At 38.1% G+C, this 25,134-nt stretch carries 17 protein-coding genes; 11 read left to right on the top strand and 6 right to left on the bottom strand.

Annotation, left to right across the window (positions count from 1 at the left end; all coding sequences use genetic code 11):
• Positions 1-4 precede the first annotated feature (4 nt).
• From BW964_RS04375 to BW964_RS04355, 5 genes are all read left to right on the top strand, one after another.
• Positions 5-1,012 carry a sugar kinase gene (locus BW964_RS04375; RefSeq protein ID WP_076505012.1) on the top strand — a complete coding sequence of 336 codons (1,008 nt, stop codon included), beginning with the start codon at positions 5-7 and terminating at the stop codon, positions 1,010-1,012.
• Between the two features lie 2 nt (positions 1,013-1,014).
• The gene (locus tag BW964_RS04370; protein WP_076505010.1) at positions 1,015-1,692 is read left to right on the top strand and encodes a bifunctional 4-hydroxy-2-oxoglutarate aldolase/2-dehydro-3-deoxy-phosphogluconate aldolase; all 678 of its coding nucleotides are present in this window, start codon (positions 1,015-1,017) and stop codon (positions 1,690-1,692) included.
• Between the two features lie 245 nt (positions 1,693-1,937).
• Positions 1,938-3,467, top strand: coding sequence for an MFS transporter (locus BW964_RS04365; RefSeq protein WP_076505008.1), 1,530 nt, complete (start codon positions 1,938-1,940; stop codon positions 3,465-3,467).
• Positions 3,468-3,613: 146 nt separating this feature from the next.
• Complete coding sequence (locus BW964_RS04360; RefSeq protein ID WP_076505006.1) at positions 3,614-5,077, top strand: tagaturonate reductase; 1,464 nt, start codon at positions 3,614-3,616, stop codon at positions 5,075-5,077.
• A 6-nt stretch (positions 5,078-5,083) separates the two neighbouring features.
• Positions 5,084-6,697 carry a UxaA family hydrolase gene (locus BW964_RS04355; RefSeq protein ID WP_076505005.1) on the top strand — a complete coding sequence of 538 codons (1,614 nt, stop codon included), beginning with the start codon at positions 5,084-5,086 and terminating at the stop codon, positions 6,695-6,697.
• A 277-nt stretch (positions 6,698-6,974) separates the two neighbouring features.
• Here the strand turns inward: BW964_RS04355 and BW964_RS04350 are convergent, their stop codons facing one another.
• The 4 genes from BW964_RS04350 to BW964_RS04335 all read right to left on the bottom strand — a co-directional run bounded on the left by BW964_RS04350 (position 6,975) and on the right by BW964_RS04335 (position 12,430).
• Entirely contained in the window at positions 6,975-8,003 is a 1,029-nt protein-coding gene (locus BW964_RS04350; RefSeq protein ID WP_076505004.1) for a LacI family DNA-binding transcriptional regulator, read from the bottom strand.
• A gap of 932 nt (positions 8,004-8,935) precedes the next feature.
• Positions 8,936-9,745: a DUF4249 domain-containing protein gene (locus tag BW964_RS04345; RefSeq protein ID WP_076505003.1), complete on the bottom strand. Its 810-nt coding sequence runs from the start codon at positions 9,743-9,745 to the stop codon at positions 8,936-8,938.
• A gap of 3 nt (positions 9,746-9,748) precedes the next feature.
• Positions 9,749-12,079, bottom strand: a complete 2,331-nt coding sequence (locus BW964_RS04340) for a TonB-dependent receptor (RefSeq protein WP_076505001.1) — start codon at positions 12,077-12,079, stop codon at positions 9,749-9,751.
• 162 nt (positions 12,080-12,241) lie between these two features.
• Positions 12,242-12,430: a hypothetical protein gene (locus BW964_RS04335; protein WP_123911914.1), complete on the bottom strand. Its 189-nt coding sequence runs from the start codon at positions 12,428-12,430 to the stop codon at positions 12,242-12,244.
• Between the two features lie 261 nt (positions 12,431-12,691).
• Between BW964_RS04335 and BW964_RS04330 the strand changes: the two genes are divergently transcribed.
• The 6 genes from BW964_RS04330 (at position 12,692) to BW964_RS04305 (ending at position 21,334) form a co-directional block, all read left to right on the top strand.
• Positions 12,692-13,327: a LysE family translocator gene (locus tag BW964_RS04330; protein WP_076504997.1), complete on the top strand. Its 636-nt coding sequence runs from the start codon at positions 12,692-12,694 to the stop codon at positions 13,325-13,327.
• Positions 13,328-13,562: 235 nt separating this feature from the next.
• Positions 13,563-15,095 (top strand): T9SS type A sorting domain-containing protein, encoded by a 1,533-nt coding sequence (locus BW964_RS04325; RefSeq protein ID WP_076504995.1) that lies wholly within the window; start codon positions 13,563-13,565, stop codon positions 15,093-15,095.
• A gap of 163 nt (positions 15,096-15,258) precedes the next feature.
• Positions 15,259-16,125 (top strand): AraC family transcriptional regulator, encoded by an 867-nt coding sequence (locus BW964_RS04320; protein WP_076504993.1) that lies wholly within the window; start codon positions 15,259-15,261, stop codon positions 16,123-16,125.
• An 88-nt stretch (positions 16,126-16,213) separates the two neighbouring features.
• On the top strand, positions 16,214-16,936 hold the full coding sequence (locus BW964_RS04315; RefSeq protein WP_076504991.1) for a siderophore-interacting protein: 723 nt from the start codon (positions 16,214-16,216) through the stop codon (positions 16,934-16,936).
• Positions 16,937-17,169: 233 nt separating this feature from the next.
• Positions 17,170-19,032, top strand: a complete 1,863-nt coding sequence (locus tag BW964_RS04310; protein WP_076504990.1) for a DUF262 domain-containing protein — start codon at positions 17,170-17,172, stop codon at positions 19,030-19,032.
• A 4-nt stretch (positions 19,033-19,036) separates the two neighbouring features.
• Positions 19,037-21,334: a DUF262 domain-containing protein gene (locus tag BW964_RS04305; RefSeq protein WP_076504988.1), complete on the top strand. Its 2,298-nt coding sequence runs from the start codon at positions 19,037-19,039 to the stop codon at positions 21,332-21,334.
• 124 nt (positions 21,335-21,458) lie between these two features.
• On the opposite strand, the gene BW964_RS04300 is transcribed toward BW964_RS04305, so the two are convergent.
• A complete protein-coding gene (locus tag BW964_RS04300) occupies positions 21,459-24,578 on the bottom strand; it encodes a T9SS type A sorting domain-containing protein (protein ID WP_076504987.1) in 3,120 nt (1,039 codons plus the stop codon).
• A 21-nt stretch (positions 24,579-24,599) separates the two neighbouring features.
• Positions 24,600-25,118 carry a Riean_0653 family protein gene (locus tag BW964_RS04295; protein WP_076504986.1) on the bottom strand — a complete coding sequence of 173 codons (519 nt, stop codon included), beginning with the start codon at positions 25,116-25,118 and terminating at the stop codon, positions 24,600-24,602.
• Positions 25,119-25,134 lie beyond the last annotated feature (16 nt).

The raw sequence follows: 25,134 nt of genomic DNA, 5'->3' as shown, positions 1-25,134 counted from the left end.
CAGGATGGGCAATACAATAGTCACATTCGGTGAAGTTATCATGAGGCTTTCACCTCCGGGAAACAGAGTCATGAAACAAAGCCACGAAATGGAATTTTTCTTCGGCGGAACGGAGCTTAATGTCGCTTCTTCATTGGCTACGATGGGCTGCACCGTAAGACATATCAGCAGTGTTTCTGATGATTTCGTAGGTGAATCGGCTGTTTCTTTTATTAAAAGTTTTGGAATCGACACCCGTTTCATCACCAAAAACGAACATCCTTTAGGTTTATATTTCCTTGAAGCAGGTTCATCAGTCCGGGCAAGCAGAATTGCTTACAACAGATTAAACGGTTCTTTTGCTAACATGAGAGCGGAGCACATAGACTGGGAAAAAGCGCTCGACGGCTGCGAATATTTTCACTGGACGGGAATCAGCCCAGGAATTTCCGCAGCAGCGTATGAAACGTTGAAAGAAGGCTTGAAAACAGCTCAGGAAATGGGAATTCATATCACGACAGATCCGGCTTACCGTTCCAATCTGTGGAAATATGGAAAAAATGGAAGTGACATTTTAAAAGAACTGGTTTCCTATTCAACGTTGTTTATTGGCGGGGTTAATGAGATTAACGAAATTTTAGGAACTCAGTTTTCATCAGATCAACAAGGTTTCATTGAAGCCTCTAAGGAATTAAAAGAACAAATACCTTCCATCCAAAAGGTTTTCGATAAAATAAGAATCGGCGTTACGGCGAGTTCTCAGCAGACACAAGGAAGAGCTTGGGTTCACGACCAGTATTTTGAGACTGAGCTTCTGGAAGTAAATCCCGTGGTCGACAGAATCGGTACCGGTGATGCTTTTGCCGCAGGTTTGATTTATGGTTTAATGAATTTCGATGACGAAAAAGCACTGAAATTTGCCAACGCAGCCTGCGCGATCAAGCATACAATTCCCGGAGACATCAACTATTGCAGTGCAGAAGACATTTTAGAAGTGATGAACGGAAGTTCAGGAGGAAGAATAAAAAGATAATTATGGCAAGATTTACGCGTATAGAAGTGGCATTAAAAGTAAAAGAAACAGGGATTGTTCCTGTATTTTACCACGCTGATGCCGAGATTGGGAAAAACATTTTAAAGGCGTGCTATGACGGTGGTGCCTGTGTTTTTGAATTTACGAACAGAGGTGATTTTGCTCACGAAGTTTTTGCAGAGCTGGTGAAATATTCAGCAAAAAAACTTCCCGAAATGATTCTGGGAGTCGGCTCTGTAGTCGATGCAGGAACAGCTTCTTTGTATATTCAGAATGGAACCAATTTCATTGTTGCTCCCGTATTGAATCCTGAAGTGGCGAAAGTTTGCAACAGAAGAAAAATCTCATGGATGCCAGGTTGCGGTTCCGTTTCTGAAATTTCTTACGCAGAAGAACTGGGTGCTGAAATTGTGAAGATTTTCCCGGCAACACAAGTGGGAGGACCGGAATTCATTAAGGCCGTAAAAGGTCCGATGCCCTGGTCCCACATTATGCCTACAGGTGGAGTATCGCCAACAAAAGAAAACCTCTCTCAATGGATTTCTGCAGGAGCCTATTGTGTGGGATTGGGGTCGCAGTTGTTTGTGAAAAATGAAAACGGGGAATATGATTACGAAAAAATTACAGAGACTGTAGCGAATTCAATTCAAATTATTAAAGAATTAAGATTATCAGTTTAAAATAAAACGTATTAAACCACTAAGATCTTTGAATGAGTCAAGGGACATCAATAAAAATCAATTGGATTTCTAAAGCAAAGGTAACCTGACTATTCTTAACAACTTAACGGTTCAGAAATGTTTAAGTTTTAAATAAAAACGATTTTCACAATTAATAAGTCCTTGCTGAAAACAGCATGGAAAGGAGAGTTTTTGCTCTCATTTGTTTCAAGAATCAATAAAAATCAATACTATTAAAGATTGATATGAAAAAAGAAATATCCTCGAAACCGAGTACGTTCAGATGGACGATATGCTTTCTGCTGTTCATTGCCACGACGATCAATTATATGGATCGCCAGGTTTTGTCCCTGACATGGAAAGATTTCATTGCCCCGGAATTCCACTGGAACAATAATGATTACGGAAATATCACCGCATTATTTTCTATTTTCTATGCGGTAAGTATGCTTTTCGCAGGGAAATTTGTCGATTGGATGGATACCAAAAAAGGTTTCCTTTGGGCCATTGCTATTTGGTCGGTTGGGGCCGTATTACACGCCTTTTGCGGAATTGCCACTTCTGGCGTTTTAACTGGAAACTGGATGGTAGGCTTTGCAGAGTCTAAAGAAATTATCGGGAAAGTAGATCATGTAGGCGCTATTATCAGCACGAGCGTTACCCTGTTTATTTTTGCCCGTTTTGTACTGGCCGTAGGTGAAGCCGGAAATTTCCCGGCAGCCATCAAAACAACTGCAGAATATTTCCCTAAAAAAGACAGAGCCTTAGCAACGAGTATTTTCAATGCCGGAGCTACTGTAGGCGCTTTGGCTGCACCGATTACCATTCCTTTTATTGCCAGATCAATGGGCTGGGAATGGGCGTTTATTATCATTGGAGCCTTAGGATTTGTGTGGATGGGACTTTGGGTATTTTATTACAAAAAACCACACGTACATCATAAGGTCAACGAGCATGAATTAACGTATATTCAGCAAGATCAGGATGATCTGCCCAATACAGATGCAAGTGTTCGCGAAAAGAAATTTTCTTTCAGAGAATGTTTCAGTTACAGACAAACCTGGGCTTTCGCTTTCGGGAAATTCATGACAGACGGAATCTGGTGGTTCTTTTTGTTCTGGACACCCGCCTATTTAAGCTCGGTTTATAAAATGGATTCTACTCAAAGCGCACTGCCATTATTCGTCCTTTATATGATCACTTTATTGTCTATCATTGGCGGCTGGCTTCCAAAATATTTCGTTGAAAAAAGAGGAATGAATGCTTATGCCGGAAGAATGAAAGCCATGCTGATCTTTGCCTTTTTCCCGTTGCTGGCACTGCTGGCACAACCTTTAGGTTCTGTAACATACTGGATTCCGGTTTTGATCATCGGAATTGCCGGAGCCGCTCATCAGGCCTGGTCGGCGAATATTTTCTCCACTGTAGGCGATATGTTTCCTAAAAAAGCCATTGCTACCATCACAGGAATCGGCGGTATGGCAGGAGGAATCGGCTCATTTTTAATCAACAAATCTTCAGGGGTATTATTCGATCATGCGCATAAAGCATGGAGTACCGTTGACGGAATTCCTTTACTGGAAAAATATCCGCAATACATCAACGAACGATTACCGGAAGGTTTTTTCGAACAGCTGGAGAAGTCCGGAGCTGTAGTTTCAGACGGAATCGATAAAGGATATATGATCATTTTTTCAGTGTGTGCCGTTGCTTACCTCATTGCGTGGAGCGTCATGAAAGCATTGGTTCCCCAGTATAAAGTGATCAGTAAATAAGAATAGATTCTATACTCTCATTGCTGAGTGAAATCGAAGATTCGATGAAGTCAAACGCCCTTGCGATCGTAAAATAGAACAGAAAACTATTTAAAACCTTAGCAAATCTGGTGTTTACAACAAAAAAGCATATTCAAATTAGAAGAATGGAAAATCAGATAAAACATCAATTAAACCGTAAGCAAAACGGTTCTCAGGAAAAACTTCCCATTAAAATCGTACAGTTCGGAGGGGGAAATTTCATGAGAGGATTCACAGATTATGTGATTGATCAGTTAAATAAAATAGCAGGATTCAATGCAGGAATTGTTAACGTTCAGCCCACTCAGGGCGGTTCGGTTCACAAGCTTGAAGAGCAGGATAATTTATATACGCTTTTCTCAAGAGGGATTAAGAAAGGAGAAATCATTGATACCAAACAGGTGATTTCGGCCATTCAGAAATCCATTAATCCTTATACCCATTACGATGAATTCCTCGCGTTGGCAAAAGAAGAGGAACTGGAATTTATCTTCTCCAATACAACAGAAACAGGGATTGCTTATGATGAATCAGAAAATAATTATGCCGGTCCACACAAAAACTTTCCTGCAAAAGTAGCCGTTTTACTCCATGAAAGATTTAAACATTTTAAGGGAGCAGAGGATAAAGGTTTGAGAATTATCCCTTGTGAACTGATCGAAGATAATGCGCTGGCTTTAAAAGAAATCATTTTAAAATATGCAAAACTCTGGAATCTGGAAGGCAGTTTTGTATCATGGATAGAACAAAACAATTATTTCCACAATACGTTGGTAGACAGGATCGTTCCGGGGTATCCGAAAGATGATGCAGAAACCTACGAAGACCAGTTGGATTACGAAGACCGCATGATGGTTGTTTCTGAAGTTTTCCTGCTTTGGGTGATTCAGGAGGCCGGAAATTTAAAAGCAAGAATTCCTTTTGACCAGATCAGTGAACAGATTTTAGTGGTGGATGACATCCGGCCTTACCGGTTGAGAAAAGTGAGAATTCTGAACGGAGGTCACACATTAATGCTGGCTCCGGCCATTTTATCAGGAAAAGAAACCGTCAAAGAATCTGTTGATGACCCGTTTATCGGTCAGTTTTTAAAGGATACGATTTTCAATGAGGTCAATCCTACATTAGGTTTAGATGAAAACGAATTAAAAGATTTTGCAGATGAAGTTTTCGACCGGTTCAGAAACCCTTTTATCAAACATTATCAGGCAAGTATTGCTTTATATTTTGTTTCTAAATTTAAAGTAAGAATTCTTCCAAGTTTGCTGGGGTATGTTGATATCAATCAAAAACTACCGCTTAATTTAACCTTCTCATTGGCAAGTTTAATCAGATTCTATCAGGGAAGTTTGGGTGAAAAATCCTTACCATTAAATGACGAAGAATCCATTATCAACAGATTCAGAGAGATCTGGGAAAACGAAGATCATGAGCAAGTGGCCGCATTGGCTTTACGCGAAACTGCTTTCTGGGACACCGACCTTACTCAGGTCGATGGTTTGACCTCTGCAGTAGCAAAAGCACTGTGGGAAATTGATCACCATGATATAGAAATAGCCTACCAAAATTTTATCCAATTCAATTCTTAAGAAATCATGCAAAAGAAAGTACTGAAAGTAAATCCCAAAGATAATGTAGCAGTAGCATTGGTAGATCTGACGCACGGGGAAACGGTTACTTTAGGGGAACTTACTTATGACATTATAAAAGACACGAAGGCAAAACATAAATTCGTGACTGAAGACCTTGCCGTTGGTGATTCCATCATCATGTACGGCGTTTTAGTTGGAAAAGCAAGTCAGCCGATCCAAAAAGGAGAAGTGATTACCACCGAAAATGTTAAGCACCAAAGTGCAAAAGTAGAAGGAAAAACAGAAACAACTTCCTGGACTGCTCCAAATGTGGACCAATGGAAAGACAAAACCTTCATGGGTTATCATCGGGAGGACGGACAGGTGGGAACAGAAAATGTCTGGCTCTTTTTTCCCTTGGTTTTTTGTGAAAACAGAAATGTTGAGATTTTAAAAGATGTTTTTGAAAAAGAACTCCTCTTTGAAAAAGCAACAAAATATCAGCTATTATTAAGATCACTCATCAATAATTCTGAAGAAGAACAGATGATCGAAGAAGAACAGAATTCCCGTGTTTTTAAAAATATTGATGTAAAATTTATTACCCACCAAGGCGGTTGCGGCGGAATTCGTCAGGATGCTGAAGCATTGGGCAGATTATTGGCGGGCTATGTGAATAATCCAAACGTGGCCGGAGCAACGGTTTTGAGCTTGGGATGTCAGAACTTACAGGTTCAGATTTTTACAGATGCGTTAGAAAAAATGAGTCCAGGCCATAAAAAACCGATTATTGTTTATGAACAGCAAAAGTCCGGAACAGTAGATGAAATGCTGAACGGAATTATCAAAGATTCTTATGAAGCCATTAAACAAGCTAATGAAATCGAAAGAAAACCTGCCTCCGTTTCAAAACTGGTTTTAGGATTGGAGTGTGGAGGTTCAGACGGTTTTTCAGGAATTTCTGCCAATCCGGTTTTAGGACAATTGTCAGATTTGATGGCTGGAATCGGAGGAGCAACCATTCTCTCAGAATTTCCGGAATTATGTGGAGTAGAGCAGGAACTGGTCAATCGTTGTGTGAATGAAGCAGATGCCGAAAGGTTTTTACAGCTCATGAAAGATTTTGAAAAATCAGTTGTGGCAGCAGGCTCAGGCTTTGATATGAATCCGTCACCGGGGAATATTAAAGACGGACTGATCACTGATGCAATGAAGTCTGCCGGAGCAGCTAAAAAAGGAGGTTCGTCACCCATCAATGATGTTCTTGATTTTACAGAATACATCAAAGAACCAGGTTTGAATCTCCTGTGTACACCCGGAAATGACGTAGAATGTACAACAGCTTTGGTGGGTTCAGGTTCCAACATTGTTTTATTTACGACAGGTTTGGGAACGCCAACAGGAAATCCGGTAGTTCCGGTGGTGAAAATATCATCCAATACCATTCTGGCAGAAAGAATGCCCGATATCATCGATTTCAATACAGGTGACGTTATTACCGGAGAAAAAACAATTGATGAAAAAGCGGAAGAACTGTTAGAGTTTATTATCGAAGTGGCCAGCGGAAACATAAAAACAAAAGCGGCCATTTTAAATCAGAATGATTTTATTCCCTGGAGACGGGGCGTATCTTTATAATTTCTATTAAATAATTAGGGTTGAAAATGCTTTCTACGTTGGTAGGAGGCATTTTCTTTTTATTTTTAAACACCAATACCACGAATATTTTCACGAATGAACACGATACTTATACCATTGGGAACGGGCTTTAGTTCCTTTAGTAAAAGATAAATTCATCATTGATTTTAACCCAAACCTGAATAAAAAGATCAGAGTGTAGAATCTTTCAGGATGACAAATAGAGTTTGATCATGTATTTGCATCGTCGAATCTTCGCTTTCAGGACAAAAGAAATCTATTTCCTCTTAGAAGATTTCCTGATATAGATCTGCGGCGCCAGCACCACTTTCTTCTCAATAGAAACCCCGGAGCCATTTTCCTTGACACTTTCAATAAAAACCCGTCCCGCCATATTTCCCATGATCACGGGAGTCTGATCTACAGAACTGATCGGAAGTTCCATGAATTGCGTAAAAGGTTCATTAGAAAAACCAATCACAGCCACTTCCTGCGGAATTTTTACCCCGCGTTTTTTCAGTTCCTGGCAGGCTCCAAGAGCGGCAAAGTCACTGGCAGAAAAGATCGCATCCGGAACTGATTTTTTATCCCAGAGTTTTTTGATCGCTTCAATTCCCGACTCAATGGAACTCCCTGTAAACGTTATGTTTTCCTCTTTTACCTGAAAATTGTGATCGACTAAAGCTTGCTTGTATCCGTTAAGACGATTCTGATAGATCTCAAGATTAAGATCGCCTGCAAAATGACAGATGTTTTTATAGCCTTCTTTGATCAGGTGCTCTGTTGCCATATATCCGCCGCGGTAGTCATCGATCGTTACCGTACTGATTCCCGGAATGTCCTTTTTACGGTCAAAAAAGATAATCGGCGTATTGCTTGTCTCTAAAATGTTTTTAATATGTTCTGTATCAATAGTCGTTTTGGAAACTGACATGAAAATCCCATCTACCTGAGCATTCAGCAATGTACTCAGCTGTCTTTTTTCAATAGTAACATCTTCATGACTCTGACAGATGATGACATGATAACCATGAGGGGACAGTTCTTCCTCAATGCCTCGGATCACCGATGAAAAGAAATTGGTATTGATATAGGGAACGATAATGCCTACGTTTTTTGTTTCCCCGCTTTTCAAGGCTTTAGCAAGATTATTTTGCTTATAATTCATTTCCTTGGCCGTTTTCCGGACCAGATCTTTTGTGGCCTCGCTTATTCTTGGATTGTCATTCAATGCCCGGGAAACAGTAGCTACACTTACATTGAGCTTCTTTGAAATGTCGTATATCGTGGCATTTTTTTTATTCATACGTCGTTTATAAACTGTTTTTTGATAAGACGTAAATTTAATCAAATTAAAGCGATCCCACGACTTTTTTTGTTTAAAAATTTAAGGGATCAATAGATGATAGAAGCTTCGGAAGTCCCAGTTCCCACTGGTTTTTTCAACCACAAAAGAGACAAAAGTTTTAAACACTTAAGATATTTTTAAGTTAAATACTTTGTGAATAGAAAGTACACTTAAGTTTTTTGAAAATCAAAGATTTTCGTAATGACAAAAATAGGTCGGAGTAGAATTCCCCTCCCGTGGAGGGGTGGCGAAAATTCAAAGAATTTTTGACGGGGTGGTTCATCATCACTCATCCATTTTGAATCGGCTTTTTGTTTAAAAATTTAATAGATGATAGAAGCTTCGGAAGTCCCAGTTCCACTGTTTTTTTCAACCACAAAAGAGACAAAAGTTTTAAACACTTAAGATATTTTTAAGTTAAATACTTTGTGAATAGAAAGTACACTTAAGTTTTTTGAAAATCAAATATTTTCTTAATGACAAAAATAGGTCGGAGTAGAATTCCCCTCCCGTGGAGGGGTGTCGAAAATTCAAAGAATTTTTGACGGGGTGGTTCATCATCACTCATCCATTTTGAATCGGCTTTTTGTTTAAAAATTTAATAGATGATAGAAGCTTCGGAAGTTCCAGTTCCCACTGGTTTTTTCAACCACAAAAGAGACAAAAGTTTTAAACACTTAAGATATTTTTAAGTTAAATACTTTGTGAATAGAAAGTACACTTAAGTTTTTTGAAAATCAAAGATTTTCTTAATGACAAAAATAGGTCGGAGTAGAATTCCCCTCCCGTGGAGGGGTGGCAAAAATTCAAAGAATTTTTGACGGGGTGGTTCACAAAAAAGGCTACTCCAACTTAGGAATAGCCTTTATCTATACAATCGCGATCCTTATCTATTGAATCACAATACTTTTTTTCTGTGAAGTATGGGCTGAGAAATATCCTAAAGCACCATTATCAATATTGCTTGGAGGATTGGAAGGCGTAACCCCCGCGCCTCCATCTCCTGAGATTTGCAGGAGAGCAGAATAATAAGTGAATATGTTATGATCAATGGACTGCATCTCTACAAAAATAGTATCTCCCGGTACTACCTTATGATCTGTAGGATCTTTGTCATCGTCCTCATTCGGAAGGAGTAGGGGTCTTTGATTCACCAATCCGTTATTCACATTATCTGAAAATACTTCAAACGTTTTTTTAGTCATGTTATTCACTGTAAAATTGAAAAGATAACGGTTTCCTAAAGCTATCGGATCCGTAAAAACAGGAAGAAGGGTATAAGTAGTCTCCCCTCCGAAAGTAAAAGAATCCTGTGTAAGTCCATCAAAATTCACCACCTCAGGCATTGAGCTTTGGGCGGTATATTGTTTTCCTTCAGCCTGTATTTTCAGAGTATAGGTACGTCCCGTAACGCCTGTGAAATTCGTGGTTTTATACTTTCCGTCCCCTACGTATTGTAAGGTTTCTGTCTGCCCCGTATTGTCACTTAAAACAACCTGAGCGCCAGTTACCGCAGGGTATTGATTATTTTGGGTAAAGGCTACCGATTTGGTTATTCTTACAAAATAAGGTCCCGGCTGATTGGTTACATTACCTTCGATGACAATGTTTCCGCTTTTATCGTCCAGATCCAGATCGATCTCCTTTTCACAGGAAGAGAATACAAACAGCGTTAATATAATAAAAATAATATTTTTCATGATCTAAAATTTGAAATTATAAGTGACATTAGGTACCCAACGGAATAATGAAGTCTGCATAGCGCGGGTAGTTCCCGGGTTATTCGGATTATCTTCAAAAGTAATGGTATAAGCATTTTCACGGCCGTAGATATTATAAATACCAAAAGACCATGATCCTTTGAAACGTTTTGTAGATTCCGGTTCATAAGTAGCGCTCAGATCCATTCTGTGGTAAGAAGGCATACGATCGGCATTTCTGTTGCTGTACTGAAAGATGGTCTGTCCGTTCAGCTCATACTTGGCAGTAGGGAAAGTAACTGCGTTACCTGTACTGTAAAGAAATAATCCTGATAACGACCATTTTTTATTCAGTTCATAAGTGGCAACGATAGAGATATCATGCGTTTTGTCCATTCTCGCATTATACCACTCATTCTCGTTGATGCCATCGATTTTCCGCTCCGTTTTAGATAACGTATAAGAAATCCATCCGGTTAGTCTTCCGCTTTTCTTTTTCGCAATAAGTTCCAGACCATACGCTCTTCCTTTACCAAACAGCAATTCACTTTCTACATCAGCTGCCGTATCAAATGAGATCTGCGCACCGTTTTTAAAGTCGATCTGGTTCTGCATAGATTTATAATAGATCTCCGCATTCAGTTCATAATTATTGTTATTGAAATTTCTGCTGTATCCTGCACTGATCTGGTCTGCGATTTCAGGTTTTACACTATAGCTGCTTCCGATCCACTGATCTGTAGGGTTTCCGCTGCTGCTGTTGCTTAGAAGGTGAAGGTTCTGCGTGTTACGGGAATATCCGGCTTTCACACTGCTGACCTCATTAATGCGGTAATTGGCTGTAATTCTCGGTTCAAGATTAACATACGTTTTTCCGAATTTACCTTTTTCCAAAAACCTGCTGTCCGTAATGACTCCGTTTTCATACGTATTATACGTGTCGCCCCCTAAAACACTGAAGGTCGAAAGTCTCAAACCATAATTCACGGTAAATTTGTCAGAAGCCCTGAAATCATCATTGATGTACACCGCATTTTCCCATGATTTTCTCGGGTTTCTTGGAAAACTGCTTACGCTTGTTCCCGAAGCACTGCTTGGAGTAATTGTGTGGTAAATAGACTGAAGCCCGAAACGTACGGAATGCTTATTGCCTGCAAACCAGGTAAAATCCTGTTTAAGGTTCCAGTCCTCAATCTGGGAATCTAAACCAAAAGTATTGTCATTACTTTTAAGACTGATTTTATAATTGTAGTTGCTGTAAATGAATGAAGTATTCGAAAACAATTTACTGTTGATGATACTATTCCAGCGAAGCGTAGCTGTTGTGTTTCCCCAGTCTGTATTGAAAGTATCCCCTAATCCCAAAACATCCCTTCCGAAATATCCTGATAAATAAAGACGGTTGTTGTCATTGATCTGGTAATTCGCTTTCAAATTCAGGTCGTAGAAATACAGTTTACTGTCTTTGTAATCATCGGAAGTTTTAAGGAAAAGATCGGCATATGTCCTTCTTCCGGAAACGATAAATGAAGATTTTTCCTTCTGGATAGGACCTTCCACACTCAGTCTGCTGCTGATCAGGCCAATTCCTCCATTCACATTATAATCCTTATTATTTCCATCTTTCATTTTAACATCCATTACCGAAGAAAGACGGCCTCCATATTGTGCAGGGCTGTTTCCTTTGATAATACTTGCATCTTTCAGCGCATCACTGTTGAACGTACTGAAAAAACCAAGTAAATGGGATGCATTATAGACAGGTGCCTCATCCAGTAAGATCAGGTTCTGGTCTGTGGCGCCCCCTCTAACACTGAATCCACTACTTCCTTCACCGTTGCTTTTTATTCCCGGTAAAAGCTGTATCGTTTTCATGACATCTTTTTCCCCGAATAAAACCGGCAGTTTTTCGATATTTTTAATGCTCAGAGTCTCCGTTCCCATCTGAGCGGTAGTAAGATTTTTATTCTTTTTAACCCCGGAAATAACAACCTCGTCAATCTTTCCTATTTTTTGATCTTCCTGATCAAGGGGGAGGTCTAATTTCGTGTTTTGTTCAATTTTTATAGCCTGTTCATAATCACGGTAGCCTGGATAAGAAACAATCAGGGTGTAGTTTCCTTCAGGAAGGGAAAGCGAGTAGAAACCATATTCGTTGGCTACCACCGAAATAGAAGGGTCCTCATTCACTTTTACAGTAACCCCGATCAGCAGTTCGCCATTCTTATGGTCTTTCACAGTACCGCTTACGGAGTATTTTTGCTGTGCCAGAGCCATGGAGCTGAAACAGAGGACAGCGGCCGTGACAGCAGTCTTAACAAAAAATTTTTGCATTGAGTTTACATTTTTAATGGAGTAGAAATCTGTCAATAAGTAGGTTTTTAATGGATTGATGGTAAGCTGATCCTGCAGAACAGGGAAATAAGACGGGTCAAACTTTCAATGTTAGGTAAAATGATTCATAGTTTACTGTCAAACGTAAAAATCCATCGGATATTACGGTTTGTACGAAAAAAATGGGGTATCAGAGGTATGACAGAAGAATATTTTCCCATCAACATCCGGATCGAAAGATCCATTGGCGAAAGTTTGAAGAAGATCGGGCATTTTTGAAATCATACTCATCTTCCTTTTTGGTCTTTTTTCTTGTATCTTAGGCAGGCTGCATGGGGCTATCTGGTTCATAGTTTTTGTCTGGTTATTTTGAAAAAAGTAAAAAATCCCTCTTTCGGGAATACAAAAGTAATAAAATACTATGACCAGCATTGTAATTAATGGTAATCTTATGATTAATTAACTAATGAAAACGATCAGCTGGAATGATCTGATCCGAAAGGTGGGATAAAGAATAGCCACGAAATCCATTATATTTGTATAGCCATTCTCTGGTAACCGGAATGAACGGTTTTTCAGAAGATGGTATTGAATTAAATAATTGAGTAAAAGATGATTCCATTCCACGAACTTGCTTTTTTTGTTCTGGCTGCTCTTATTTTAGTGATAAGTCCCGGTCCCAATATGATCTATCTGATTTCAAAATCTATAACTCAGGGAAAAAAATCGGGATTGATTTCATTGGCAGGGGTCGTTGGCGGCTTTCTGTTTCATATTGTAATGGTCTCCTTTGGCCTTACCGCGGTCCTGTTAGCAGTTCCATTGGCTTATACAGTTCTCAAAACACTTGGAACCGTTTATCTTTTGTATCTGGCGTACCAGGCGATTAAACCGAAGAGCAGAAATATCTTTGATGTGGATAAAAGCGCTTCTCACGACGGACCGAAAAGGCTTTTTACCATCGGCTTTTTAACGAATGTACTGAACCCAAAAGTAGCCGTATTCTATCTGTCATTTTTTCCGCAATTCATTAAGCCTGAATATGGTTCCGTTTTCACTCAGAGTCTTGAACTAGGTGTGATTCAGGTTTTTATCAGCTTTAGTGTTAATTTTATCATTGTACTCACAGCAGCCGGAGTAGCCGCATTTTTTGCAGGAAATCCTTTCTGGGTGAAGGTACAGAAATGGTTTATGGCGAGTGTGTTAACATATTTAGCGGTAAAAATGGTGTTTTCAAAAGCTAAGTAAATACAAAGGTGATAGATTTTTCGATCTGTCTGAAGTGAACTGTCCTGAAGACAATATAAGTGCTTTTGAGCCAAATACTTTAAATATCCTCTGAATAATATCTGTTAAAAAATGAATTATTTTTTTAAAAACCCTGATTTAATGCAGCTTTCATAGGGGAAGCCTTTAGAAAGTATTTTGTAGTTTTGTGTTGATAACAATAAGAATAATTTATTAAATAGGTAATCATCATTCAATGAGAAAAATTATATCATTTTTAGCCTGCATATTTTTTTTGCAAGGTTTTGCTCAGACCGTAACATGGGGCAGAAGCGGACTTCTGAGTACTATCGATTCTTACTCCCAAACCACTAATAAAGTAGACAGTAACGGAAATGTATACTTGTTTTATGCAGCCAATACATCCGGATTCAGCACAAAAATCTATTATATAGAAAAATATACATCGCAAGGATATCTTGATACTGGTTTTGGAACCAATGGAGCGCTTAATATCAACACGCTTTTAGGTTATACCGGTCCGGAAGAACTTACTATATTTTCTTTTGAATTGACTGACAATGATAAGCCAATGCTGCTTATCGCTACGGAAAATAGCGCTAGTCCAAAGCTTCTCCGTTTGAATAATAATGGAACACCTGATCAGGGGTTTGGAACTTCCGGCATTAAATACATTTATACAGATTCTTTAAGATATGCGAAACATTACCAATCTGAACTGGCGAAAGTTAACGGGAAATATTTTATTTTACATAATTATTCCAACCTTCAGAACAGTTCTAAAGCAGAAATAGGATGTTTTAATGAATCCGGAGAGCTGATTACCGGAATTTTTGAACAGGGACTTAAACAGGTTGATTATGGAAGTGCTTATAATTATACACAATTGGAAAAATTAGTGACTTCCGGTAACTATCTTTATGCTCAGGGTGCCGGATACGGGGCATCCGTGAACAGAAAAATAAACAGAATAGACATTTCTTCAGGAATACAGGATAATTCTTATCCTAATAATCCCACCCTTTCTCTCACGGGCAACAATACCTATATTTTTCCGGACGGAAAAGCTGTGGTGGGGAAAAGTGTTTTTGTAAGTTCTTCAAGAACAGATCTGGAGCTCACAAGGTATCTTGCAGACGGAAATATTGATCTATCTTTCGGAACTAATGGAGTGAAAAAAATTGGATATCCTTCGGCAGTGCTAAATTTCGCTAAAATGCAGAGCCTTCCTAACGGAGATTTTCTGGTAGGGATTTTTTATGTTTCTACTGCCGGTTCAGGGGACAGACAGGATGCATTGATGTATATTAAAAAAGACGGACAGTTGAATAGCAGTTTTGGAGGAAATATAACCAGTAATGGCGTTCCCATTCCCGGAATTTTTGGTATCGGCAGCTATGGCACACCCGCTTCGTACAGTATCAAACCTGATTATATTGTGGTGACTTCTTCCAGAACTTATATGGGAGTAGGACTTTCCACTTCAAAGGTCAATTTTAATTTTCCAAGCCTGTCCACAGGTGAGATCAATCAGCCTTATACTTTCGGTTTTTATCCCAATCCGGTACAGTCTACCGGGGTATTGACTGTAAAGGATAAAAGCGAGGCTTCATTTAATCTATCTGATTCCAGTGGAAAGCTTATTTTCACAAACCAGACTTTCAGAGATCAAACAGAGATTGATTTTTCCAGCCTCACCAGTGGAATTTATTATCTGAACGTTAAACAGAAAAATAAAGAAAGCAGCCGCAAGATTATAAAAAAATAGTCAACATACAAACAAAAGCCTCAGGTATCTACTTATCTGAGGCTTTTTTATTGGTGGACATCTGCCAGCTCATCGTCATGATTTTTACATTTAATTTAAAGGAAAACACTTTCGTTTACGTTTGTTCTTAAGAGTATTTCTAACTTTATGGCAATATTTTGAGATGAAACAGTCTATTCCCACCTACGATTTAAGCAGTATTACGCAGCACGGTATCCTGATTGAAAGAATTGAAAAACGAACCATCAGTACGGTGGACAATCTTTTCGATAAGGGAATTCACAGAGACAGCCATTATATTTTTACTTTTCTGGAAAGCGGCCGGGCCAGAATGATGGTTGATTTTAAAGTCGTGGAAGCCCGAGATGCCGCATTGTTCTTTCTGTTGCCGGGGCAGGTTCACGAAGGTATTCTGATGGAAGAGGTCACCGGATGGTTTGTGGCGGTGAAAGCGGATTTATTGCCTGATGCCGTAAGATCGGTTTTTGAGGAATCTTTGGTGGATATACAACCTGTTTCCATTGATAAAAGCTGGGTTGAAAAACTCAGGGCTTGTGCAGGAATGCTGCGAATGTCTTATACGGAAGAAATGTTGGCCAGCAAGGAAGGATTTCTGGTTATTCATTCCCTGATAAATGCTTTTACGGGAATGTATGCGATGATTTTTTTAAAGGAAAACAGTGTTGAGATCTCTAATGAAAGCAGAGCGGCTCAATTGACCAGAACGTTCAGAATCCTGGTGAGGAAAGAATTCAAAACCATGAAAAGTCCATCTGCTTATGCCGAAGCTCTTAATATTTCACGGGGTTATCTGACAGACGTTATCCGGGAAGTCACAGGAAGATCGGCCCAATACTGGATTCATCAGGAAGTTTTAATTGAAGCCAAGAGACTTTTATCCTTTACTCATTTGACGATAAAAGAAATTGCTTATGAATTGGGATATAGTGATCATGCTTACTTTTCACGCTTATTTGGTAAGGTTGAAGGTTTTCCACCATCAGAATTCCGGGACAAAACCCGACAATAGATTTTAAACCGCGAATTGTCCAATCAATTCCCTGAAACGGCTATCGGTCTGTTTTCATTTTGCAGCTTCCTTTGCATTAAAATGATTTATGCCAAGCTTACCAAAATGGATCAATGACACGTTAGAAAATGTCATGTCCTCGAAATTTAAAGAATGTACCGTTATCCATACAGAGACCGTTGGAAAAGATCTTCGTCTTATCCGTTTTGCTGCCGATTTGGAAGAGGTCCCTTTTGAACCTGCGTATGCGATTGGAATAAGAGTTAATGAAAGGGATTACCGTAATTATTCACCCTTTAATTTTAATAAACCTGCAGGCACATTCGATGTGCTGTTTCACCTTCATGATATTGATTCTGCAGGAAGTCGTTTTGCCCATCACCTGTCAGAAGGTGACATGACAAAGATCTTAATGCCAAGAGGAAAACGTTTCTTCGAACCTGAAGCCGAAATCCATTTTTCCATAGGTGACGAAACGTCATTAGGGAGCTCTCTTTCTATCAAAGAAGCAGCAGAAGAAATAGGCGGATCATTTGTTTGTCTTCACGAACTGGAAGAGCCTTCCGCATTGAAAGAACTGGAACTGTACGGTTATCACGCTCCTAAAAATGACATACAAAATATCATGGAAGCTTTAAATGACTTTTTAAAGGAAGAAAAGCAGGCCATTTACGATAATGAAGCGGTTTTTTATCTTACAGGAAACGCAAATACCATGTCTGTAATCCGAAAGTTTCTTAAAGCTAAAGGGGTTGAGGCTAAGAGTATCAGGTCGCAGGCGTATTGGATGGAGGGGAAGAGGGGATTGTAAGGGGGGAATATTGTGATGGTAGTAATTATATTTTCTACTGATAATTATGAATCTCTTACTTAATGAATGCTGGTTAAGTTTTCTAGGCTTTGTCGAAGATGATCAAGAGTATTTTGGGTGGGAGAGCAATGCTTACGTAGGGAATGATTAGAATCGATTTTGTTGAAAAATTACGTTTTCCCGTAAGCAGGAATTAAAGATTTTCACTATACTTGTTTTCGAAACAAATAACTATGAAATCACAAGAAAATAAGCTCCATCCTATACTAGTTGGAGATTTATTGAAACAACAAGACGGTAAACCTATTTATAATTTCTACATACCATCATACCAGAGAGGGTATAGGTGGGATAAAGATCAAATAATGGATTTACTGGAAGATCTTTATGATTTTATTTATATTACAAAAGGGGAAAAGTACTGTCTTCAGCCCATCGTTGTAAAAAAAATGAAAGACGAAAGATATGAGGTTTTGGATGGACAACAGCGTCTGACGACTATTTTTATTCTTCTTAATTGTATTAAAAGATATAATACGCTGCTAAAAACATATTCTTTATCGTATCAGACAAGGCTTGATAGTGCTGCTTTTTTACAGGAAATATCTCATGAAATTAACGATTCTAATCCTGACTATTACTACATAAGTCAAGCGTATTTAATAATAGACCAATGGCTTACCCAGCAAATAGATAATAAGCCATCTGTTCCCAGTGATCTTCAGACGGCATTTGGTAACAGAATTGAATTTATTTGGTATGAAATTTTAGAAAATACTAACGCTGTAGACGTTTTTACAAGGATTAATGTGGGAAAAATTGCCTTAACAAATTCAGAACTTGTAAAAGCTGTTTTTCTAAGTAAAGACAACATGAAAGTGGGCTTTCATGAGCGGGAACCCGAAGTACTTAGTTTAGTCCAAAACAGGATCGCTTTCGAATGGGACGAATTAGAAAAAAGACTGCGAAATGATCAATTTTGGTATTTTGTTCTGCAGTCCAACAAAAGTTTTGAAACCAGGATAGATTATATTTTAGAATTGCTTTCACCAGAAATTACAGGGTCAAATACATACGCATCCTTCAGGTATTTTTATGACAAAATAAAAAAAGCGAAACAGGATACAGAACTCATAAAAAATCTTGCGGATAAAAATTATTCACTCATTGAATATGAATGGGATAGAATCAAATCCCGGATTGAGATTTTTGACGAATGGTTTAATGATCATTACTATTATCATTTTATTGGATTTCTCATTACTCTAAACTATCCTGTCTCCTATTTAGTGGATGCTTTCTTATTAAAATCGAAAAAAGAGTTTAACATTTTTCTCAAAAAAGCGGTGTACAGTCATTTCAAAAATATTAAAATTGAAGAGCTGTATTATAAGCCTCATCATAAAGTGATATCTCAATTACTTCTTCTGGTAAACGTTGACAGTACTTATTCAATACCAGATAAAAGTTCGCGTTTTCCATTCTATTCGTTTAAGTCAAAAACATGGAGCTTAGAACATGTGTATGCTCAAAATTCAGAAGATTTTAAAGAAAAAGATTACATCATATGGTTGCGTGATAACAAGTTGTCTATCGAGAAGAAAGTTGAAAATACAGAATCTGCTGAACTTTTAAAGGAAATTAAATATCAGATATCTTTTTATGAAGAAAATGGTGGAAAATTTGATAATATCGATTTTATAGGTATTGTTTCAGCATCGGAAAAACTTTATACAGATGGGCTCTCGTTAATTGATTCCCAGACTATAAGTTTATTGGAAGAAAATGAAGAAGATGCTGTTCCTGAAAATTTAGAGGAAAAGAAGGATTTTTCTTTTTTATCAGAAAGAGATTCAATTATGAATTTGGCCTTGCTAGACAAAGATTCCAACTCATCTCTGAGCTATTCACTATTTGATGTGAAGCGCTCAAAAATACTTGATAGAGATAAAGAAGGATCCTATATTCCCATTGAAACTAAAAGAGTGTTTCTAAAATATCATACTCCTAAGCCAGAAAACTTTTTTTATTGGACAGTCATTGACAAACTATCATATCTCGAAAAAATTAACAGCACACTAGATAAATTCAAATAACAGAATGAGAACTACTTTATGGAAACTGCTTAGTAATGATATAGACAATCATTCGTTAAAGTATGGAATCACAATTCCCATGATCCAGAGGGATTATGCACAAGGCCGTCTTAATCCGAAATCCATTGAAATCCGGAATCAATTTGTATCAGATATAAAAGATTCTATTGTTAGAGTTAAAAATGAAGGTTCTGAACCTCTTGAATTAGATTTCGTATACGGATATATCCAAAATGATATTTTCTATCCTCTTGATGGGCAGCAACGTTTAACAACACTATATCTCCTTCATTGGTATCTGGCTTTTAAAGATGGAGTTTTGCCCAATTACAGTAAGAAACTTTCAAAATTTACTTATCAGATACGCCAGACTTCCAATGATTTCTTTAGGAAGATTCTAGATCTGGATATTTCCAGTATCGACATTTCGGATACTGAAAAAACAATATCTGAATACATTAAAAATCAGAGCTGGTTTCTTACCAGATGGTCGGCAGATAATACCATTTTTTCCTGTTTGAATGTTATTGATTTACTTCATTCGAAATTTTACACATCGGGGATTACCTTAAAGCAGCTTATCAATGAGGATGAACCCCCGATCGTATTCAATTTCTTAGACATAGAAGAGCTGGGTATCTCGGATGATTTGTATATAAAGATGAATGCAAGAGGAGTTTCTTTGACCGGTTTTGAAAATTTAAAGGCTGAACTGAGTAAACTCATAAAAGATAGTGATTTTAATACCAAACATTTCTATGATTACCAGCATACGGAAGGTATTTCAAATTTTGACATGTATACCTATTTTATTACTAAAGTAGATACCGTCTGGTCCGACTTTTTCTGGGATCTGAGGAATAAAGAAACCCATGTTTTTGATGATAGATTACTTAATTTATTGTCTTTTATAGCGCTCACCAATCAAGCGCTCACTGAACCGGATTCTTTCGAAAATGCCAGAAATAAATTTATATCAGGTGAATATTTACCTTCGTTTTATCAGTTTATAGAATCTAACCTGCTTACAGAAAATACCATCATAAATTATATCGATGTTCTGGATTTTCTGGTTGAAAAGCATAAAGTATACTCTGATTATAATTCCTTTGATAATCATTCCTTTAATTTCTCTGATATTTTAACCGTAAAAACATTTCAGGATAATTATGGTCTTCTGGCGACAGAAAGAATCAGACTCTATACTATTATGCATTTCTTACCTCTGGTCAGGGGTTTAAAAAACGGAGCAGAGGAATTACTGAAAATTGAAAGAATAATTGCCAACTTATCAAGTGTAAACAATGTTTATAATAATTATGAAGATCTTCACTCAAGTTTGAAAGGCGTGGATGATATAATAAAAAATTATTCAGGAGATATTTATCACCAGTTTGTCAATACTGAAATTTCAGGATTTTATAAAGAGCAGATTACAGAAGAAGAAATCAAAATTATCTTAATTAATAAATCTGAGGAATGGAGAGATCTTATCCATGAAATTGAGTTAGACTCATATCTTCAGGGACATATTTTATTATTGCTTAAGTATTCAGGTATCTGGGATGATTACAAATTAAACGCTGCTTTAAACTGGGATGAAGACATCTCATTAAAGTGGTACAAGACCCTAAAATCCTATTTCACAATCTATAAAATGTATTTCACTGATGTTGGTATAAAAGATTATGATAAACAGCTGTTTAGATCAGCGATGCTTTCAATTGGTGATTATTTGATCCATTCAAAAAACTTCCACTTTGTAGATAATAGATTTAATAGGGATATTAGTTGGAAAAGATTTTTTAGAGAAAGTGATAATCCAAAATATGGGAAATCTCTGGATGTACTTAAGAAATTATTTGACGAAACCGATGTGGCTATTTCTGATACAGAAAATCTGAAAAATATTCTAAGTAAATATAAGCCAACAGTAAATGACTGGAGATTGTACTTCCTGGATAATCCAGAATTTATATTTCATTTATCAGGGTATGTTTACTTTGAAAAAGATAATAATCTTGTTTACCTACTCAACGCTTCAAAATATAGTGTGAGGGCGATTGAAATGAGAACATTACTGCTTCAAAAAAAATTACTGAAATTAGGAATATCAACAGAGATTTCTTATAGCCAGGAATATTCCAAATCAATTATATCACAAATAGGCAAAAGAAAATCCAAGATTATTTATGACTACAATAATACGGATCAATTTACAGTAATCGAGAGGGGAAAAGGGATGTCTTTTTATCATTCTGATAAGCATATCATCGAATATATTGTAAGCAATTACAATTAGTCCTGATTAAATAGCAAAAACAGCTGGAAGATCTGTCTTTCAGCTGTTTTTTGTAATAAGAGGTAAGGAATTATGATAAAAAAATGGCAGCCCGAAAGGCTGCCATTCCTATTAAAAAAACAATTTACTTCTTTATAATCTGATGGCTTTCTGATTTGCCATTATACATTATTTTTAAAGTATACACGCCAGGTAGCAATGCTGATGCTGACATGGTGCCACGGAAGTTATTTAATTTAATGCTTCCCGTTTTGTTTCCGGTATTGTTGTACAATTCTGCCTGAATGTCTGTTGTGATGTCAGACGTATTCCCTGAATCAAGCAGTGAAATATTGATGATATCGTCTGTAGGATTCGGTGAAATCGTAAATAAATTCTGTACCTGAGCCATTTTGGAATAAGATATATTCCAGTAGAACCATTTCCATGGTCCCCATCCGCAGGCACTTTTAGCTCTTCCTTTGAACGAAATCGTACTGTTGGTCCCTGTCGATTGGATATTCGCTACCTTACCTTTACTGATGCTTCCGTTGTTTTGAGCATCCGCAACATAAGGAGAATTGACAAACTTGAAGTTACCCATTACTTTTTCCCATTCCCAGGTATTTCCTGAGTTATCTGTACCATCCAAACCTAATGCAGCAAGACTTAGGGATATCGTAGAACCTACCGGGAAAGAAGTCGTAATGCCCTGTAAATAGCACATCGTCTGGCTGGCATCCGTACAGTAATTTTGCATATAAACCATCGGTGCTCCTATCCATACATCTTTAGTGACACTGTTGCTGGCACCGTCTCCGGAAAGCGCTGCCTGAAGCTTTACATTTCCATTAGCATAAGGTTTTGGCGTGAAAGTAATCTGAGGCAGATTCGTAGGTCCGTTAATGTCGATAAGACCAGCTCCATTAACAACAGACCATGTGATCGATGGCGCAAAACCGGTAGTATACGTAAGAGCAGTATTTCCACAAGAGGCTGCATCTCCTCCGATCTTGATTTTGGTTCCGCACAGGTAAGAAGTACTGATTTTCTGATTCTGTACATTCGTATCAGTAGAAAGCTGGTTCAGGATAAACTGTCCGTTTCTTGCACTGAAGGTAATATGTTCCTGATTGGCATCTACTTTTTCTGCCACAAAATTAGCAAAAGGAACATTTGCGGCATCATCTGTTGGAGAAAAAGGTCTTTGATAATCAGCTTCCGTTAAAACCGTATTCCCTGATTTGTAATCCAATGCACTTGGCGTAGGGATAAAGCTGAATGGAGTGGTTGTAAGATTGTCTGTCACAAATGACGGAAGTTGATTTTGTGCCAGTTTAAACTTACCGCCTCCGTATTTATCCATCGGAAGAATACCTCCCGGCTGGGTTCTGCTTCCTCCAAGTAAGGTTACCTGCGCATTGATCAGCCATAGAACTTTCTTTTTGTATTTAATGCTTCCGTTGTATAACTGGGTGCTTGCATTCAGCTGGGTCATAGGACGCACTGTGAAATCAAATACATATTTTGAACTTCCCGGAACAGACGCCAGTAAAATCATATCCAGACGGTTGGTAGCTACCCCCACCAATGCTCCAATGATATCAGAGAATAAATGCTGATTGTTGGTTTCCTTATAAAGACGAAGTAAATTCGAAAGAGTCTGGTCTGTTCCGCACTCACTTCCGTTCGATATGGCAACATTTCTCGTCAGCTGAGGATAACCTTTAAGCTTAAGTTCATTCTGCCAGTTGTCATGAATAGTGTTATTAATTTGGTAATTGCTATCAGCATAATTAATAAGCATCTGTCTTGCAGCAGGCGTATCCGTCAAAGTAAGAATGTCATTAATTGAGATTCCCTGATTGAACATCGGAACAATAAATTCTCCGATTCCGGCTACTAATGGCGTTTTAATATAAGTTCGTGCTACATTATTCAGCATATACTGCATTCCTAGTGGAATATTAGCCCCCAGATGCGGACTGTCATCCGAAATGAAAAGCTTCGTAACATGAGGTATTCCCTGGAGCTCCATATCTTTCAGTGCATATCGGGCAACAAGACCGCCCATACTTTGTCCGATCACAACGTTGCGCTCCATTCCTACTTTATTGGCATTCACCCATTGAATGGCTTTTGAAAAAAGGGCTGCATTATTCTGGATATAGTCTACCCCGTTATTCCAGTCCACATAGATAATATCATAACCGTTGTTAATATCAAAATACAGTGAAGATGACCCTCCCCAAAGGCTTGAAATAAAAGAATCAATATTAGTCAGTCCAGCTTCCTGTGTGGGAGCAACGATAGCGCCCATATCAAAACCTTCTGCTACAATAAGAGGTTTGGTGATTTGGGTGTGCCCTGGTGCAAGCTTTATATACATCGTAGCTCTGTTGGCTCCGTTAATAATAACATTCTTGGTATACGCATTGAGTGTCGTATTTTTCGCTTCCATGGCCGTATCTACATATTTTCCCATATCACCGTTTACGGTAAATTGAGTATGGGTATACAATACTTCCCCGGAATTGAGCGTAAGTTTGAAGGTCCAGTGATAAGTTCCCAGGGCAGCATAGCTAACGTCAATCAATTGATTGTAGGGCAGTAGCTGATAAGGAAGCTGGTCGCTGAGTTTATACTCTATTTTCTGGATCTGTGAAGTCTGGTTGCTGAGAAACAGATTGTCCGGAAGCTTGATCTTAAAATTAAGTTTATTATGAGAAGAAACAGAAGGCGAAAGTGCAAGCACATACTTTTCTTCATATGGGTTTTGCCATACTCCGTTCACATATTTATCCTGTACAGCTCCATTAGTAACCGTTAAAGTACCCGGATCTCCTGTATTTTGAGCATTCTGCTGGGTAGTCTGCGAAAACTGGCTGTACTTGTAGAAAACGCCTCCAAGAGGAATAATATCTCTTTGCTGTTCAGATTTCCATTGCGAAACAAGGTTGTTGGAAGTCTGAGTAATGGCAGCGTTAGCGGAAAGACGGCTCATCAGAATGGTATTGTATATATCTGCCACCAATTTCGAGCTCGTATAGGAGCTGTCTGGCATTGTGCCATCATATTTCTTGAGATTGGCGAATTCAATGGCTGCATCTAGCAGTAGGCCGTTGGGTATTCTGTCCTTTTCCAGATTGGCAAAAACAGACTGCAGGGTGTTTTCCTGGATGTCCCTGACAATGATTTTCTTATTCTGGCCATAGCCAATAAATCCTGAAAAGGATAGAATAAAAAGAAGAAATTTTGTTTTCATAATGGTATTAGTTGAAAAAAATTATTGATATTTTCTGTCGAAACGGCCATCAGTAATGGTTACTGTATCTCCGTCGTAATAGTATTGGGCTTTAAAGCTGAATGTTCCTGAAATGATTTGATTGGCTTTATCAAATTTGGTGATGGTTAACGTTCCCATGTTTTCGTGATTGGTAGAATAGATTTTGGAAGAATTATAATACAGCCCCTGATCATTTTCAGATAATGGATAGTCCCCGATACCGAAGTCCTGATGACTTACCAGCAGGATCTGAATGGTATTTCCTGATGGATTGTCAGCATTTCGTAAATGTATTTTGAGAGAATATTCATTGTTCACGAGTTCATAGGTCGTATTATTTCCCAATGCCGCAACGGTAGACTGTTCTGTTTTAGATACCCATATTTTGCCATTGACTATGGCGCCGCCGGTATTAGCACCCGTTTGTGTAGCCTGTGGAAGGGTTGGAGAATCAGTGTCGTTATCTTTGCATGAAGATAAAATTCCTATAAGAGAAATAGCTAGTAGAATATTCTTCATAGCTTCATGGTTATAT

The sequence above is a fragment of the Chryseobacterium shigense genome, assembly GCF_900156575.1.
GTDB lineage: Bacteria > Bacteroidota > Bacteroidia > Flavobacteriales > Weeksellaceae > Chryseobacterium > Chryseobacterium shigense.
The sequence above is the reverse complement of the archived record's forward strand: the minus strand, read 5'-3'. Positions and strand labels throughout refer to the sequence as shown.